At 30.9% G+C, this 16,319-nt stretch carries 21 protein-coding genes; 18 read left to right on the top strand and 3 right to left on the bottom strand.

Features of this window, described 5'->3' with window-relative positions; genetic code table 11:
• The first annotated feature begins 1 nt into the window (after position 1).
• The 18 genes from XO11_RS06450 (at position 2) to XO11_RS06365 (ending at position 14,546) form a co-directional block, all read left to right on the top strand.
• On the top strand, positions 2-1,426 hold the full coding sequence (locus XO11_RS06450) for an NAD(P)/FAD-dependent oxidoreductase (protein ID WP_175418384.1): 1,425 nt from the start codon (positions 2-4) through the stop codon (positions 1,424-1,426).
• A complete protein-coding gene (locus XO11_RS06445) occupies positions 1,423-2,646 on the top strand; it encodes an NAD(P)/FAD-dependent oxidoreductase (RefSeq protein ID WP_075780622.1) in 1,224 nt (407 codons plus the stop codon). Before XO11_RS06450 ends, XO11_RS06445 begins: the two co-directional genes overlap by 4 nt.
• Complete coding sequence (locus XO11_RS06440) at positions 2,639-3,004, top strand: DUF1667 domain-containing protein (protein ID WP_254873314.1); 366 nt, start codon at positions 2,639-2,641, stop codon at positions 3,002-3,004. Before XO11_RS06445 ends, XO11_RS06440 begins: the two co-directional genes overlap by 8 nt.
• 3 nt (positions 3,005-3,007) lie before the next feature.
• Entirely contained in the window at positions 3,008-4,477 is a 1,470-nt protein-coding gene (locus XO11_RS06435; protein WP_014296798.1) for a cell wall metabolism sensor histidine kinase WalK, read from the top strand.
• Positions 4,478-4,481: 4 nt separating this feature from the next.
• Positions 4,482-5,384, top strand: a complete 903-nt coding sequence (locus tag XO11_RS06430; protein ID WP_014296797.1) for an HDOD domain-containing protein — start codon at positions 4,482-4,484, stop codon at positions 5,382-5,384.
• A complete protein-coding gene (rbfA, locus tag XO11_RS06425) occupies positions 5,377-5,739 on the top strand; it encodes a 30S ribosome-binding factor RbfA (RefSeq protein ID WP_014296796.1) in 363 nt (120 codons plus the stop codon). Before XO11_RS06430 ends, rbfA begins: the two co-directional genes overlap by 8 nt.
• On the top strand, positions 5,732-6,646 hold the full coding sequence (gene truB / locus XO11_RS06420; RefSeq protein ID WP_175418382.1) for a tRNA pseudouridine(55) synthase TruB: 915 nt from the start codon (positions 5,732-5,734) through the stop codon (positions 6,644-6,646). Before rbfA ends, truB begins: the two co-directional genes overlap by 8 nt.
• A 24-nt stretch (positions 6,647-6,670) precedes the next feature.
• Positions 6,671-7,189 carry an AmmeMemoRadiSam system protein A gene (gene amrA / locus XO11_RS06415; RefSeq protein WP_014296794.1) on the top strand — a complete coding sequence of 173 codons (519 nt, stop codon included), beginning with the start codon at positions 6,671-6,673 and terminating at the stop codon, positions 7,187-7,189.
• A 1-nt stretch (position 7,190) separates the two neighbouring features.
• A complete protein-coding gene (amrS, locus tag XO11_RS06410; RefSeq protein WP_075780620.1) occupies positions 7,191-8,183 on the top strand; it encodes an AmmeMemoRadiSam system radical SAM enzyme in 993 nt (330 codons plus the stop codon).
• A gap of 59 nt (positions 8,184-8,242) precedes the next feature.
• Positions 8,243-9,187 (top strand): FAD:protein FMN transferase, encoded by a 945-nt coding sequence (locus tag XO11_RS06405; RefSeq protein ID WP_254873312.1) that lies wholly within the window; start codon positions 8,243-8,245, stop codon positions 9,185-9,187.
• 16 nt (positions 9,188-9,203) lie between these two features.
• Positions 9,204-9,566: a NusG domain II-containing protein gene (locus XO11_RS06400; RefSeq protein ID WP_014296791.1), complete on the top strand. Its 363-nt coding sequence runs from the start codon at positions 9,204-9,206 to the stop codon at positions 9,564-9,566.
• Positions 9,563-10,057, top strand: coding sequence for a Gx transporter family protein (locus XO11_RS06395; protein ID WP_217671874.1), 495 nt, complete (start codon positions 9,563-9,565; stop codon positions 10,055-10,057). Before XO11_RS06400 ends, XO11_RS06395 begins: the two co-directional genes overlap by 4 nt.
• Complete coding sequence (locus XO11_RS06390; RefSeq protein WP_014296789.1) at positions 10,054-10,617, top strand: nucleoside triphosphate pyrophosphatase; 564 nt, start codon at positions 10,054-10,056, stop codon at positions 10,615-10,617. The genes XO11_RS06395 and XO11_RS06390 overlap by 4 nt, the downstream gene beginning before the upstream one ends.
• The gene (gene radC, locus XO11_RS06385; protein ID WP_175418381.1) at positions 10,610-11,275 is read left to right on the top strand and encodes a DNA repair protein RadC; all 666 of its coding nucleotides are present in this window, start codon (positions 10,610-10,612) and stop codon (positions 11,273-11,275) included. The genes XO11_RS06390 and radC overlap by 8 nt, the downstream gene beginning before the upstream one ends.
• Complete coding sequence (locus XO11_RS06380; protein WP_014296787.1) at positions 11,268-12,482, top strand: hypothetical protein; 1,215 nt, start codon at positions 11,268-11,270, stop codon at positions 12,480-12,482. Before radC ends, XO11_RS06380 begins: the two co-directional genes overlap by 8 nt.
• The gene (locus XO11_RS06375) at positions 12,483-13,025 is read left to right on the top strand and encodes an HD domain-containing protein (RefSeq protein ID WP_075780618.1); all 543 of its coding nucleotides are present in this window, start codon (positions 12,483-12,485) and stop codon (positions 13,023-13,025) included.
• A 115-nt stretch (positions 13,026-13,140) separates the two neighbouring features.
• Positions 13,141-13,836, top strand: a complete 696-nt coding sequence (gene deoC / locus XO11_RS06370; protein ID WP_368494262.1) for a deoxyribose-phosphate aldolase — start codon at positions 13,141-13,143, stop codon at positions 13,834-13,836.
• Between the two features lie 137 nt (positions 13,837-13,973).
• Positions 13,974-14,546 (top strand): GPR1/FUN34/YaaH family transporter, encoded by a 573-nt coding sequence (locus XO11_RS06365; protein ID WP_014296784.1) that lies wholly within the window; start codon positions 13,974-13,976, stop codon positions 14,544-14,546.
• A 39-nt stretch (positions 14,547-14,585) separates the two neighbouring features.
• Here XO11_RS06365 and XO11_RS06360 read toward each other — a convergent pair whose 3' ends face one another.
• The 3 genes from XO11_RS06360 to XO11_RS06350 all read right to left on the bottom strand — a co-directional run.
• A complete protein-coding gene (locus XO11_RS06360) occupies positions 14,586-14,783 on the bottom strand; it encodes a cold-shock protein (protein ID WP_014296783.1) in 198 nt (65 codons plus the stop codon).
• Positions 14,784-14,926: 143 nt separating this feature from the next.
• Positions 14,927-15,124, bottom strand: a complete 198-nt coding sequence (locus tag XO11_RS06355) for a cold shock domain-containing protein (RefSeq protein WP_014296782.1) — start codon at positions 15,122-15,124, stop codon at positions 14,927-14,929.
• Positions 15,125-15,262: 138 nt separating this feature from the next.
• A partial coding sequence (locus tag XO11_RS06350; RefSeq protein WP_175418380.1) for an AAA-like domain-containing protein occupies positions 15,263-16,319 on the bottom strand: 1,057 nt, incomplete at its 5' end.

Below are 16,319 nucleotides of genomic sequence, written 5' to 3'. Positions count from 1 at the left end.
GTTGATTGCTGTTATAGGGGGAGGAATTGTTGGCACATTAATTGCCAGAGAGTTAAACAAATATGAAAAAGATGTCTATCTATTTGAAGCAAAAACGAATTTTGGTATGGGGGTAACAAAATCAAATTCTGCAGTTTTACACGGCGGTTACGATGATCCGCCGGGAACAATGAGGGCTAAACTATGTTATATGGGAAATCAGCTTTATACAGAATTGCAAAAAGAATTAAACTTCGATATGAAAAGAGTTGGTTCACATGTTGTTGCTATTGAGGATGAAGAAACACATTATATATATGAACTGCTAAAAAAAGCTGAAAGAAATGGCGTAAAAGGCGTTAGAATTGTTGAAAAACTTGAATTGCTGGAAATGGAGCCAAATATCAATCCACGAGCCAAACGTTCATTATATGCAGAATTTGCTGGAATATTTGATCCATGGATGGTTGCAATTCAGGCTGCCAAATCAGTAAGGGAAAATGGCGGTAAAACTTTTATAGGAAAAACATTAATCGATGTTGAAAAGAAAAATAACAAATTCCTTTTAAAATTTTCCGATAATACCACTTTTGAAGCAGATATTGTAATAAATGCCACAGGATTATATGCAGATGAAATTGCAAAGATGTTTGGCGATGAAGTTCCTGAAATATTTCCTGTAAAAGGTGAATATTTTTTATTATCAAAAGATTATAACTATGTCAATTCAATAATATTCCCTGTACCTACTGGAATATCAAAAGGTTGTCTCGTTTTACCTACTGTAGATGGTGGATTTTTAGTTGGACCAAATGCAAATAGAGTAATTTCCAAAAAGGATACAGCAACAACCAGAGAAGGATTAAATGAAGTAAAAGAAAAAGGTATGAAACTCGTTCCAAATCTTAATTTTAGAAGACATCTTGTGAAAACCTTTGCAGGATTACGTCCGGAAACTGAGAAAAAAGACTTTTATATAGACGTTGGAAAAAGTGGTGCTATCCACGTATCTGGAATTAGATCACCTGGTTTAACAGCAGCTCCTGCTATAGCAAAATATGTTGTTGATTATCTAATTCAGGAAAAATTGGGAATAAACCTTTCAAAAAGAAACGACTATAATCCTATCACTCAAAAAACACCTCATTTAGTTCACATTGATAGAAACGAATGGAATAAAATTATCCAGGAAGATCCAAATGCTGGAGAAATGATCTGTCATTGTAATAAAGTTACAAAAAAAGAAATCATCGATGCCATAAACAATGGTGCAAGAACCCTGGATGATATAAAATTTATGACACGTGCATCATTTGGAGAATGTCAGGGCGGATTCTGTACAGCAAAAATCCTTAAAATACTTGCTGAATATACAGGCCGAAAACCTGAAGAAATTACTCAAAATGAAAAAGGAACATGGATAGTGAATTCGAAGGTGAGAATATGAAATATAAAACAGATGTGGTAATTATAGGTGGCGGTGCTGCTGGAATGGCAGCTGCATATAGTGCAACAAGAGAAGGTGCAGATGTAATATTATTAGAACGAGATGAAGATACAGGTGGAGTATTAAATCAATGTATTCATAATGGTTTTGGTTTGCATTATTTCAAAAAAGACTTAACAGGTCCGGAATTTAAAGAGTTAGCTAAAGAAAGAATAAAAGACTTAAATATACTATATGGAACATATGTTCTGGAAGTTACAAAAGATAAAAGAATAATTTTTGTAGACAGAAGAGGTATACATGAAATTGAAACAAAAGCTCTTGTTATGGCAACAGGAGCAAGAGAACGACATTTCAATTCGTTACCAGTTCCAGGAAAGAGAATAACAGGAGTATTTACTGCAGGACTTGCACAAAGATTTATTAACTTAGAAAATTTAAAACCTGGAAATAAAGCTGTTATTCTTGGTTCTGGTGATATTGGTTTAATTATGGCAAGAAGGCTTACACTTGAAGGAATAAAGGTTGAAGCTGTACTTGAAATAATGCCTTATCCTGGTGGTCTTGAAAGAAATATCCAACAATGTTTAAGGGATTTTAATATTCCATTATATCTTTCGCACACAGTTACTGCTATAGAAGGTGAAAAAAGACTGGAAAAAGTAATAGCTTCACAGGTGGATTATAAATGGAATCCTATACCTGGAACAGAAAAAGTTTTTGATGTAGATATGTTAATTACATCTGTTGGATTAATTCCATCAACCAAACCTGTTGATTTTGTTGATGCTGATCCTGGATTTTTAGTATCAAATACTAACCAGACAAGTGAAGACTGGATATTTGCAGCAGGAAACTGTACTGTAATCTTTGATCTCGTAGATTTCGTTGCAAAAGAAGGAGAAAAAGCAGGTAAATATGCAGCATTATATGCTCAGGGAAAATATGAAAAAAAGAAATTAATTAAAGTTAGAAAAGGTGAAAACATTGGTATAGTGCATCCTGTTTATATAGATCCTACAGAAGAATCTACTTTATACATAAGGGTATCTACTGTATTTGAAAAGGCAAGTATAAAAATAAATCCTTTAGGAATTGAAAAAGTCGAAGAAGATGCTCGACCTCCAGAAATGATAGTTATTAAAATCAGACCATTTGATGGTGAAAATATTGATGAAATCGAGGTGACAGCTGATGAACTCATCTCAAAACTTGGCTAAGGATCTCGTATGTGTTAGATGTCCAATTGGTTGTAAAGTACATGTTGAATATACTCAAAATATGGAAATAATAAATATCTCAGGAAACAGGTGTCCTCGAGGTAAAGAATATGCTATTCAGGAAATAAAAGATCCTCATAGAATACTCGTAACAAGTATAAAAGTTAAAAATGGAAAATATCCTCTCGCTTCTGTAAAAACAACTGAAGCAATTCCTTTAAGATTATTTGATGAGGCTATGAAAGAAATAAATAAAATTGAGGTTGAAGCTCCTGTAAAAAGAGGCGATATAGTAATAGAAGGCTTCATGAACACATCTGCAAATCTTATAATAACAAGAACTGTAGAAAAGGAGTAGGATATGGAACAAAAAGACTTAATTCTGGAAACATATTCCAAAATTTCTGATCTTGTAATGGAAATAAGTTCTCTAAAAGACCTTTCCCAAATTGAAAATTCCATTAATACACTGGTAAATAGAATATTAACAGTAAATAATGCATATTTCTTAAAACCGACAGAGAAAGGTTTTGAAGAAGTAAACAATAAAAACGTTCCGGAAGAAATTATGGATCTTGTATCCTGGGCTGCAAAATCATTAAAAATATCAGTATTCCCGCTTGAAGAAGGCGGGAGTGCTTTAATTATCCCATTTTCACGATCCCAAAAATTACTGCTGATATATGCATGTGAAACTGATACAGAAGAAATTTCAAATGAAGCAACTGTATTTTTAAATATAATGAGTTTCTTAACAGCAACAATAATTGAAAACCTTGAATTATATGAAGAAATACTAAAAACAAATGAAATAATTGAAAGCAATAGAAAATTCTTAAACCAAATCCTTGATTCAATGATTAGCGGTTTAGCAGTATATGATAATGAATACAAAGAATTATTTAGAAACAAAAATTTTGAAAAGTTTGAACAGGAATATGGAAAAAAGTTAATAGAATTCATAAAAGAAGAATTGGTAAAATTAGAAATATTTGGAGAAAAAATTACCAAAGAAAAAGAGTTTGATGAACACTTTCTTTCAATAGATTTGCTAAGAACCGAAGAAGATAATTATCTTGTTATTATATCGGATATAACTGGAACAAAGGAATTGGAACGTTTAAGAAAATTAGATCAGATGAAAACAGAATTCTTATCTACTGTATCTCACGAATTGCGAACACCTTTAGCAGCTATTAAAGCTTATTCTGAATCAATTGTAGAAAGTTTAGATTTCATGGATACAGAAACCTTGAAAGATTTTATGGAAACAATACTAAATGAGGCAAATCATCTACAAAACCTATTAGATGAAATCCTCGATTTCTCAAGACTTGAAATGAAGAGTATAAATATTAAAAAAGAAGAATTTTCATTAAATGAATTAATTGATGAAGTATATTCCTCAAATAAATCAAAAGCTGAAAGCAATGATGTTAAATTGTATAAAGTTTTACCAAAAGAAAATATAATTGTTAATCTCGATAGAACAAGAGTAAAACAAATACTGTCTAATTTAATAGATAACGCCATAAAATACAGTGATAAAAGAAAAGATTTAAAATTTGTAAAAATAACCCTACAGGACAGGGGAGATAAGGTATGGATACTCGTAGAAGATAATGGAATTGGAATTCCAAAAGAACATCACGAAAAAATCTTCGAAAAATTCTATAGAGTTGATTCATCATTGACATATGAAGTTTCTGGAACAGGAATAGGGTTATCTGTTGTAAAAGAACTTGTTGAAATGCAGGGAGGAAAAATCTGGCTAAAAAGCGTTGAAAATAAGGGAACCCGTTTTTATATAGAATTTGATAAAGGAAAGTGATAAAATGGCTAATCCTACAATGAAAGAAATTTTAAAAAAATTATCCGAACTCCCAACACCTGATTTTATAATTCAACGAATAATGGACATAGCTTCCAATCCAACCTCAAATACCAAAGAACTGGAAAAAGCTGTTTTACAATCGCCACCACTGGTGGCAAAAATTTTAAAATTATGTAATTCTGCGTATTATGCATTACCACGAAAAATTACCAAAATTTCTCAGGCTATAAATATTTTAGGATTCAAAACCGTTAGAAACCTTGCTATGGGAATATTTGTCGCTGATTCTTTTTTCAGACGCGACTTTGACTTTCTTGATTCAAAAAAATTCTGGCAGCACAGTATAGCAGTTGCCATAGCTTCTGAACAACTTGCTCAAATTGTAAATTATCCTGACAAAGAAGAAATATTTTTAAGTGGGATGTTACATGATCTTGGTAAAATAGCTATGGGTATAGTAACCCCTGAAACAGTAGAAATGATATTAAACGTATCTGAATACAAAAAAGTTTCTTTTTCAAGGGCAGAACAAATGTTAAACGTAATGTCTCATACTACCCTTGGAAAAACCTTATTTGAAAATTGGAATTTACCGGAAAATGTTGTATATACTGCAGAATTCCATAACGATCCAGAAAAACTTCAAATAGATTCATTTATTATGAACGTATATATTGTACATCTTGCCAATTCAACCATAAATACTATTTATTACGGATACTCTGGAAGTTACGACATACCTGTTCCATCAGATGTCGTCTGGAACAAATTCAACATGACAGCAACAAAATACCTTGAATTTCTAAAAAATCTCGAACAAAAACTTGAAGAATCAAATGACTTCATGAATCTTGATTCATTCCTTGAAAGCGATACAGAAACGGAGGAGGATAACAATGGCTAAAGAATTTAGAAGAGAAATGATAGAATCAGAAATAATGAAAATAATAAATACAAATGTTTCAAATTTACGAGACCCTAAAATACAGGGAAAATTAATTTCAGCCACAAGGGTGGAATTATCAAGAGACAAATCATATGCAGATATATATGTTTCTGTATTTGGTGGTGATGCCGATGAAATCATTGCTGTTCTTGAAAAAGCAAAAGGATTCTTTAAAAGCATAATTGGTAGAAACATTAGAATGTATAAAATTCCAGAATTAAGATTTCATAAAGACACCGGGATTGAAGAAAGCATAAAAATTCATAAATTACTAGATGAAATATCTCAAAATAAAGGTGAAGAAAATGAATAATGGATTTCTTTTGGTTGATAAACCAGAAGGAATAACATCACACGATGTTGTAAACGAAATACGAAAAATCTTTTCAACTAAAAAAGTTGGGCATTCTGGAACATTAGACCCTTTTGCAACTGGATTATTGATAATTGGAGTAAATAAAGGAACCAGACTTTTAGAATATTTACAACATCAGGACAAGGTTTATCATGTAAAAGCAAAATTAGGAATAATAACAGATACGTTTGATATCACCGGTAAAATCACAGAAAAAAATGAATTTACAGATTCTGAAATAGAAAAACTTGAGGATACAATAATATCATTTATTGGAAAATACAAACAGGTTCCACCAATGTATTCTGCACGAAAATACAAAGGAAAAAAATTATACGAATTAGCCAGAGAAGGTAAAATAATAAAAATGCCACCCAAAGAGGTGGAGATTTATGATATCTGGAACATATCCATAAAAGACCATGGAGAATTTGAATTTACCTGCAAAGTTTCATCAGGAACATATATCCGTTCATTAATAATGGATATAGGATATAAAATAGGATGTGGAGCAGTAACCACAGAGCTCAGAAGATTAAATGTGGGCAAATTCTCAATAGACAAAGCTGTTGAATTGGAAAAAATATCTTCAGAAAATTTAATTCCTTTATTAGATGTTTTAGATTTCCCAAAAGTTATTCTAAACAATGAGGGTATTGAAAACGTAAAACATGGTCGTCAAATTGTTGTAGATAATATTATAAAATTTGAAGATTTTAAAAAGGATACCCTTGTTTCGCTAATTGATAATAAAAATAATCTACTGGCCATAGCAAAAGCAGAAAGAACCTCTTCATTTATAAACACCCTTATTAATCAAAATAGAAATGAAAGGGTTTTCAAATTAAAAAAGGTATTTATTTAATAAATACCTAAATGGGGTGAAAACATGGAAGGAAAACATCCTTATGTAAAATGGGCTATAGAAGTTATTGAAAATTACATTAAATATGGGAAAAAAATCGAAATAAGAGATAACCTTCCAGATGACCTATTAAACAAAAGAGCTGCATGTTTTGTAACTCTTCATAAATTAAACGGAGATTTAAGGGGTTGTATAGGAACAATAGAACCAGTATATGACAATCTTGCAATAGAAATACGAGAAAATGCAATTGCTGCAGCTACAAGAGATTACAGGTTTAATCCTGTTACAGCTGATGAACTCGATGACATAATGGTAAGTGTTGACGTATTAAGCGAACCTGAATACGTTGAATCAGAAGAAGATTTAGACCCGGAAATATATGGTGTAATAGTTGTTAGCGGCTGGAAAAAAGGAGTTTTACTACCAGCACTTGATGGCGTAAACACTGTTGAAGAACAATTAAGAATTGCTAAATTAAAAGCTGGTATCTTCTCAGAGCCATACGAAATATATAGATTCACAGTGGAAAGATATTTCTAAAATGAAAGAAGCATTATATTATAAAACACTTGAAAATAATAAAGTTCAATGTACATTATGTCCTCACAATTGCATAATAAAAAACAGCTCTACAGGAATATGTAGAGTACGTAAGAATGTTGACGGAAAATTATACACATTAAACTATGGTGAAATAACAGCAATTGCAAACGATCCTATAGAAAAAAAACCCCTTTTTCATTTCCATCCAGGCGAAAACATAATATCAATAGGTACATGGGGATGTAATTTTAGATGTAAATTCTGTCAAAACTTTGAAATCTCCCAGGAACCCCCATGGAAAATCTATAAATTAACTCCACAGGACATTCTGAATCTTTTACTGGAAAACCATGCAAAAATGCTTGCATTTACATATTCAGAACCAAATATATGGTATGAATTTGTTCTCGATACTGCGAAATTAGTAAAAAAACACGGAATAAAAACCGTAATGGTAACCAACGGTTATATCTCAGAAAAACCTTTAATGGAATTATTACCCTATATAGATGCAATGAATATAGACTTAAAAGGATTCAATAATGAATTCTATGCCAAAATAATAGGCGGAAAAAAAGAACCTGTAATGAACACAATAAAATTGGCATATAATTTTATCTCAGATGTTGAAATAACAACACTTATAGTCACAGAAGGAAATGATGATGAAAGAGAATTCACAGAACTGGTAAAATGGATTTCCAGCATTTCAAAAAATATACCTTTACATATCAGCAGATATTATCCTGTGTATAAATACAACAAACCACCTACACCAATTGAAACACTTAAAAAATTCTATGAAATAGCCAGAAAACATTTAAATTTTGTATATCTTGGAAATGTCCGGGATAAACAATACGAATCAACATACTGTCCATATTGTAAAACCATGCTTATAAAACGCGAAGGATATAATATCGAAATACTAAATGTTGACGAAAAAGGAAGGTGCAAAAATTGCTTAAAAAAAATCCCTATAATTTTTTAAAAAACAAAGGTATATTATATTCCGTCATAGCAGGAATTGCAATTATCCTCACACTGTTTTTGATATTTCATAAACCTTTACCACAATATTATTCCAAAAAGGATTTTGCTCTGGGAACATGGGTTAATGTAAAGGTTGCAGGAAATAAGATTAATTCCGAAAAATTAGCCGATATCGCATTTGATGAAATGAAAAGAATAGAAAGAAAATTCAGCAAAAATATAAAAGGTAGTGTTATCTGGGAATTAAATGAAAAAAGAAGCATTATAGCAGATAAAGAAACATTATTTTTAATGAAAGCTGCTATAAATTATGCTGATTTAACAGGAGGGGCATTTGATCCAGCAATAGGTGCTCTTGTAAAATTATGGGGATTTGATGATATGAACAGTCCGAAAAGAGTTCCTTCAAAAGATGAAATAAATAATGCTTTAAAAGGTATCAGCTATAAATTTATAAAAATAGAAGGAAATAAAATTTCATTATTAAACGATGAAACAATGATTGATCTTGGCGGAATAGCAAAAGGATATGCTGTTGATATGGCAATAAACAAAATCAAAAGTCTCGATCCAAAAGCAACAGGTTTTATAGACGCCGGTGGAGACATTGGAATAATAGGTCCAAAATTTAACAGATTCCCATGGGTAATTGGAATAAGAGACCCTGATGGAAACCCTTACGATATAAAATTGCAGATATACTTAAAAGAAGGCGCAATAGTAACCTCAGGGAATTACGAACGATATTTTGAAAAAGATGGTGTAAGATATCATCATTTAATAGATCCAAAAACTGGATATCCCGCAAACTTCTATAAAAGCGTTTCAATAATATCCGACAGTGCAATGAAAGCTGATGCAATGTCAACTGCAATATTTATCCTTGGAGATAAATTACCCGATATAGACTCAATGATGCAATATGATATACAGATATACGGAATTACATCTGATAACAAAATAATTAAAACTACAGGTTTTGATTATTATTTAAAAAAGTAAATGAAATGGTGAAAAAATGAAAAAAGATATAATCTTTGTAGGAATTATAATACTAATATCAATAATCACAATATTTCTTCAAAACACATTAAAAAATACATTAAAAGGTGCCAAAGTATATATTTCCGGCAAAGAAGTAATGGAAATAACCAGACCGGGAACATATACAATTAAAGATGATAAAGGCGTCTATAAAATGAAAGTAATCTTTGATGGTTCAAAAATCAAAGCAATTGATTCAACCTGTGCCCTAAAAATTTGCGAACATACAGGGTGGGTTGACAACGCTTCACAGGAAATAATATGCATTCCAAATAAAATCGTGATAAAACCAATTGGAAAAGAAAAAAACACAGGAGTTGACGTAATTTCATGGTGAAAAACAACATACCCAAACAGGCTATACTAATTGCATTAGCATCCGCAGTATATTATGTTGAATCATTGGTTCCTTTTCCTATTCCTCTTCCTGGCGCTCGCTGGGGTTTTTCTAATTTTGCAGTATTATATTCAATAGTAGAAGATAAAAACTTAAAAAATGCTTTGTATATCGCCATTTTTAAATCCATACTTGGCTCATTGCTTTCTGGAAAATTCCTATCTCCAACATTCTTTATGGGATTTTCAGGAAGTGTTATTGCAACATTAATAATGTATTTAGCATTAAAAACAAAAAAATTTGGTATAATAGGAATAAGTGAAAGTGGTGCAATATTCAATAACATAACTCAGGTTACATTTGGATGGTTATTTATAATAAAATCTGCAGGAATATACTGGTATTTACCACAAATGATACTAATAGGAACATTCTCAGCAATTGCAAATGCAATAGTGGTAAAATCTGCACTTAGGAGTGTAAAACCGTGAAAAAAATAATATTAGGCTCTGCCTCTCCGAGAAGAAAGGAACTGCTTTCAAAACTTGGAATAGAATTTGAAATTAGAGTTTCAAATATAAAAGAAATAAGTCAAAAAAACACCCCTGTAGAATACGCAATAGATTTAAGCAAACAAAAAGCACAAAGTATTGAAATAAATGAAAATGAATTATTGATCACTGCAGACACAATTGTAGCATTTGAAAACAAAATCCTGGGAAAACCAAAAGATAAAAAAGATGCATTTAATATGCTAAGAATGCTTTCAGGAAAAAAACATGAAGTAATAACAGGTATTACATTCAAAGAAAATAATTCTATATACTCAATATATGATATAACCGAAGTATATTTTCACCATTTAAATGATAGCATTATACAATATTATATTGAAAACTACTCCCCGTTAGACAAAGCAGGAAGTTATGGTATTCAGGATTTTGCTGGTGTTTTTATAGAAAAAATAAATGGTGACTATTACAACGTTATGGGATTACCAATAAACAAAATTTTTTGGTACTTATATGAGAAAGGAGTTCTAAATGTCTGAACTACCAAGAGAAAAACTCTTAAAATATGGTCCAAAAAATTTGACTATTGACGAATTATTAGCTATAATAATAAGAAAGGGAACAAAAGATAAAAACGTATTTCAACTATCAAAAGAAATTACAGAAAAATATTCTTTAAAAGATTTATTTTATATGGATGTAAATCAATTGAGTCAAATAAAAGGAATTGGAAAAGTTACTGCAATTACCTTAAAAGCTGTTTTTGAGCTTGGAATAAGATTTCACAAAGAAGCCCTAAAAAAAGAAAATATAAAATTGGATTCTCCTGATAAAGTCTACGACTTAATATATGATAGATTTATATTTGAAGACAGGGAAAATGTACTATGCATATCATTAAATAGCAAACTAAATCCTATATCCATTGATACAATAAGTATAGGAACAGCAAATCATTCAATATTACATCCAAGGGATATATTTAAAACCGCAATAAAAAATAATGCAATTTCAATTATATTAATTCATAATCATCCTTCAGGAGATAGCACTCCAAGCATGCAGGATTATGATATTACTGAAAAAATAGAAAAAAGCGGTGAATTATTGGGAATAAAATTGTCGGATCATATAATTATAGGAAAATCAGAATACTACAGCTTCAAACTGGGAAGAAAGGTGATAAGAAATGGATAATATGCCTGATAACTTAAAAGCATTAATGCAATTAAAGAAAAAATTTGAAAAGGATTTAAAAAGAAAAGGAATAAACATTGAACAAAAAAAGAAAAAAACTGTTGAAAGAGCTAATATAGAGATAAAATACATCTCTATACCTATTGACGATGTTCAAACAATTGTTGATTTAAACTACTACGACTTTAAAAATAACAACCTTGAACTTGCAAAACATATAGAAAAACTATTAATAAACAAACCAAAAAGTTCATATGTCAACCAACAGGCAGTTGCACATATACTCAAAGGTGAATACGAGGAAGTAAAAGAACTTTTAGACAATCCTTCATTCCCGGAAGATTATTTCAATCTGGGAATGGCTAAATTTTTGCTCAGGGAACCTGATGCATATGAATTTGCAGAAGATGCATTAAAAAGATTCCCAAACAACAAACACGCAAACCTTTTAATGGCAATGAACGCTGTATATAAAGGAGAATATTACAAAGCATATAAAGCTGTTGAAGAAGCTGCACGAAATTCAAATGATCCTTTATTATATTTCGTTGTAGCAATGTATGAAAAAGATTATGTAAAAGCCAAAGAGCATTTAAGTAGAGTATTCTTACAGGGAAAAGTAAAATACGTTGCCTCAATATACCAGGGATATCTTTACTATCTTTCTCAAGAAGGCGACAAATTATATCATATGAGAAAAAACTTTGAAAACAACATTCCATGCGCAAATTGTCTTTTAAGAAGATCAAAATTAAAAGCTGTAAATGTACCTCCAGATTATTGTAAATACTGGAAAATATTAGAAGCATTTGAATACGAAACCTCTGGAAGGTTTGAAACAGAAACAAATTTACCAGAACAGGCTATAATTTCATTCCTCGGATTCTACAATTACAACAATGAAGAAATGGCAAATAAAACATTTGATAAAATATTTGAAATGTTTGGAGAAGTTAGAGTAATATTCTTCCCAAATGACTCACATGTAAAAGGGTTAAAAACATTTACATTAGAACCTATAAAAAATGGAAAAGTTGCAAAATTATACGGACCTGGATATTATCAAAAAATAAAAAATATACTTCAAAGATTAGAAACAAAAGAAGGAGTAAGATACGATTTTGCAATTGATATTCCTTTCTATGAAGCAATAAGAATGCTGTTTGGCTGGAGAACATGTCAGATGTATTACGAGGGGGAAGAATAAATGACAAGAGATGAAGCCATACAGTTATTAAAAGAACAGGTAAAAAGCGATAATTTAATAAAGCACTGTTTAGCAGTTGGCGCAATAATGAAAGGTCTCGCAAAAGAATTAGAGGAAGATCCAGATCGATGGGAAATAATTGGTATATTACATGATCTTGATTATGAATTCACTAAAGATAATCCAGAAATACATGCAAAAAAAACAGTTGAAATGCTGGGAGACAAATTATCAGAAGAAGAAAAAAACGCTATACTCGCACACAATGATCATGCTCCATTAAACTCAAAAATGGATTTTGCATTATATGCAGCAGATCCAATTTCTGGACTGGTAACAGCTGCAGTTTTAGTAAGACCTGACAAAAAAATTGAAGGATTAAAAGTAAAATCTTTAAAGAAAAAATTTAAAGACAAATCATTTGCAGCTGGTGCCAATAGAGAAAATATCAGAAAAATCGAAGAAATAGGTATAGAATTAAACAGATTTTTTGAAATATCCATAGAATCTATGAAAGAAATAGCAGAAGAACTTGGATTATAACAAAAGTTGCGTTAAACGCAACTTTTGTTTTTAAAAATATACAGAAAGAGGTGGAAAAATGGACTTAAAAAATATCATACAAAAAGAAATTGAAAGGTATAACAAAGAATTCAAAATGCCTGAAAACGATATCTCATTAACTCCTGAGGATGTTGCTAAATATATAGACCATACAATACTAAAAGCAACAACTACACCAGAAGATATAAAAAGAATTTGTAAAGAAGCAAAAGATTATAATTTCTTCTCAGTTTGTGTAAATCCTGTATATGTTCCTTTAGCAAAAGAAGAACTAAAAGGTTCTGAGGTTAAAGTTGCAACTGTAATAGGATTCCCTTTAGGTGCAAATCCAATTGATGTAAAAGCATATGAAACAGATATTGCATTAAATGATGGTGCAGATGAATTCGACATGGTATTAAATGTTGGAATGCTTAAAGCCGGAGAATATGATTACATATATAATGAAATAAAAGCTGTTGTTGAAGCTGCACAGGGAAAAACTGTAAAAGTTATTATAGAAACATGCTACTTAACAACAGAAGAAAAAATTGCTGCATGTGTAATTTCCAAAGAAGCTGGAGCTCATTTTGTAAAAACATCTACAGGTTTTGGAACAGGTGGAGCAACAGCAGAAGATGTAGCTTTAATGAAATTTGTAGTTGGTGATGCATTAAAAGTAAAAGCATCTGGCGGAGTAAGAAGCTTTGAAGATGCATTAAAAATGATAAAAGCTGGTGCAGAAAGAATTGGAGCAAGTTCAGGAGTAAAAATAGTATCTGGCGAAAAAGCTGAAGGTACTGGATATTAATAATTAACAAAAATAACCTTCTCTTTATGAGAAGGTTATTTTTTATTATACCCAAAAGCAAGTTAATGTTAATTTTATAGTAATGAAAATACTTTAAAATAACAGGGATATTTTAAAAAATTGAAGGAGGTTTTAAAATGGAAAACAAAGTTACAACTGTATCTGAAAAATTGGCAAATCCTGCACCGCTCGGATTAATGGGTTTTGGTATGACAACTGTATTATTAAATCTTCACAACGCTGGTATATTTGAATTAAATGTTATGATAATGGCTATGGGAATATTCTACGGTGGATTAGCACAGGTTATTGCTGGTATATTTGAATTCAAGAAAAACAATACATTTGGTGCTACAGCATTCACATCTTACGGTCTTTTCTGGCTTTCACTTGTGGCAATATGGACAATGCCAAAAATGGGATTAGGTGAAGCTGCTTCAGCAACTGCAGTAGCATTCTATTTATTAATGTGGGGAATATTCACATTATATATGTTTGTAGGAACATTAAAAGGAAACAAATCACTTCAGGTTGTTTTTGGAACATTAACAATATTATTTTTCTTATTATCAATGGGAGATTTCCTGGGAAGTACAGCTATAAAACATTTAGCTGGTTGGGAAGGTATATTCTGTGGAGCTTCTGCAATTTATACAGCAATGGCTGAAGTATTAAATGAAGTATACGGCAAAAAAGTTTTACCTTTATAACATAAATAAAAAAGCCCCTTAAAAGGGGCTATTGTTTTATTAGAGAGCTCTTACGTTTACAGCTTGTAAGCCTTTTTCATTTTCTTGAACTTCGTATTCTACTTCTTGACCTTCTTCTAAAGTCTTGAAGCCATCCATTGTGATAGCTGTGAAGTGTACAAATACGTCTTTTCCATCTTCACCAGAAATGAAACCATAACCTTTTTTTGCGTCAAACCATTTAACTTTACCTTTCATACTTTCCTCCATGTTCCTACCGTGTTACCCATTGCAACTACGGATGTGATTCTCAACCCTTAAGGGTCACACTAATTATATACCTTTTTTTATTAAAAGTCAACTAAAAAATAAAAAAGCCCCTTAAAAGGGGCTATTGATTGTTAGATAGCTCTTACGTTTACAGCCTGTAAACCTTTAGCGTTTTCTTGAATTTCGTATTCAACTTCTTGTTCTTCTTCTAAAGTTTTGAATCCGTCCATTGTAATAGCTGTGAAATGTACGAAAACGTCATTTCCATCTTCTCCAGAAATAAATCCGAATCCTTTTTTTGCATCAAACCATTTAACTTTTCCTCTCATGTTTTCCTCCATGTTTCTCCGTGTTACCCTTGTAACTACGTGTGATTTCTCTTATAGTATATACTTTTATTATTACATTCCACTACTTTATATATTACAATATCTGGATATATACAACAGATAAAATTTTTTACTGTTTTAATTCACTTTTGACGGACTTTCAAAGTTTGTTTTTATAAACCACACATTGATTTTTACTCCATCTATTTCTTCTATTTCATGTTTGAAATCTTCTATTGCCTCTGAATATATCACAAGCCAGCCTTCTTTTGAACCACTTCTTTTTAAATATTCCACTAATTGCTTTTTCGATTTTTCATATTCATTTCCTGTTAGGTTTGTTTTTATTTCTATTAGATATTCACTATTATTCAGATTTATTAAGAGGTCTATCCTTCCTCCTCCTACCTGTGTTTCTGGATATACCTTTCCTTCTGCTGCTTCTACATATAAGCTTAAGAATTGGTCTAAGTTATATTGATATACTCCTTCATAATAATTCCTTCCTTTGAACATTATCGCTCCTCTTAATTTGATATATTCTGTATATCTTTCGAGTAATTTATTTAAATCAAGACTTCCGTCTTTTTTTATGTATGGCTTTATTGTATCATTTATTGTTGCCATATAGTTTTTTTCACCATTTACTTTTGGTCTGAATCTTGTATATAATGCTTTATAATATAATGGTACCTTTACACAACATTTTCCGTCACAATTGTCTATTACTCCATTTAAATATAAATACTGTATGTTTTCATCGTATATGTTAAATTCTATTTTTTCCGGTTCAAATAGTATTTTCATTATTAACTCTTTTTCTTTTTTTGCTTTGTTTATTATGTTTGATATGTTTTTGTCTATATATACTCTCAGGTAATCATATAATGTCTTTTCAAAATGCTTTTCTGTTATTATCTTTTCTCCTTTTGCTTTTTTTGCTACTAAATCATATGCAAGACCATTGGTTAGTCCAGGTTGCCCTGCTGCGTTGTGCCATATTAATTCTTTTACTTTTTCATCAAATATTTGCCCTGTTTCTTTTTCATGTTGTGAAAGTAAATCATATACCTGTTCTTTTGTAAAGTATGGCACTTCCATATGTTCTGCTATATTAAATGGACTTGCGTTGTCTTCTAATACTCCGCTTAAATAGCTTACACTGATTAATATTACACTTCGAAGTTTGTACATC

This window comes from Marinitoga sp. 1138, from assembly GCF_013363265.1.
GTDB lineage: Bacteria > Thermotogota > Thermotogae > Petrotogales > Petrotogaceae > Marinitoga > Marinitoga piezophila.
Note: the sequence above shows the minus strand (reverse complement) of the source record. Positions and strands in the feature narration are given on the sequence as shown.

Excerpts from the sequence above, each read along its gene's own strand:
- XO11_RS06445 (WP_075780622.1), top strand. The coding sequence starts at position 1,423 with ATGAAATATAAAACAGATGTGGTAATTATAGGTGGCGGTGCTGCTGGA.
- amrS (WP_075780620.1), top strand. The coding sequence starts at position 7,191 with ATGAAAGAAGCATTATATTATAAAACACTTGAAAATAATAAAGTTCAA.
- truB (WP_175418382.1), top strand. The coding sequence starts at position 5,732 with ATGAATAATGGATTTCTTTTGGTTGATAAACCAGAAGGAATAACATCA.
- XO11_RS06380 (WP_014296787.1), top strand. The coding sequence starts at position 11,268 with ATGGATAATATGCCTGATAACTTAAAAGCATTAATGCAATTAAAGAAA.
- XO11_RS06355 (WP_014296782.1), bottom strand. The coding sequence starts at position 15,124 with ATGAGAGGAAAAGTTAAATGGTTTGATGCAAAAAAAGGATTCGGATTT.
- XO11_RS06360 (WP_014296783.1), bottom strand. The coding sequence starts at position 14,783 with ATGAAAGGTAAAGTTAAATGGTTTGACGCAAAAAAAGGTTATGGTTTC.
- XO11_RS06375 (WP_075780618.1), top strand. The coding sequence starts at position 12,483 with ATGACAAGAGATGAAGCCATACAGTTATTAAAAGAACAGGTAAAAAGC.
- rbfA (WP_014296796.1), top strand. The coding sequence starts at position 5,377 with ATGGCTAAAGAATTTAGAAGAGAAATGATAGAATCAGAAATAATGAAA.
- XO11_RS06400 (WP_014296791.1), top strand. The coding sequence starts at position 9,204 with ATGAAAAAAGATATAATCTTTGTAGGAATTATAATACTAATATCAATA.
- deoC (WP_368494262.1), top strand. The coding sequence starts at position 13,141 with ATGCCTGAAAACGATATCTCATTAACTCCTGAGGATGTTGCTAAATAT.
- XO11_RS06435 (WP_014296798.1), top strand. The coding sequence starts at position 3,008 with ATGGAACAAAAAGACTTAATTCTGGAAACATATTCCAAAATTTCTGAT.
- amrA (WP_014296794.1), top strand. The coding sequence starts at position 6,671 with ATGGAAGGAAAACATCCTTATGTAAAATGGGCTATAGAAGTTATTGAA.
- XO11_RS06430 (WP_014296797.1), top strand. The coding sequence starts at position 4,482 with ATGGCTAATCCTACAATGAAAGAAATTTTAAAAAAATTATCCGAACTC.
- radC (WP_175418381.1), top strand. The coding sequence starts at position 10,610 with ATGTCTGAACTACCAAGAGAAAAACTCTTAAAATATGGTCCAAAAAAT.
- XO11_RS06365 (WP_014296784.1), top strand. The coding sequence starts at position 13,974 with ATGGAAAACAAAGTTACAACTGTATCTGAAAAATTGGCAAATCCTGCA.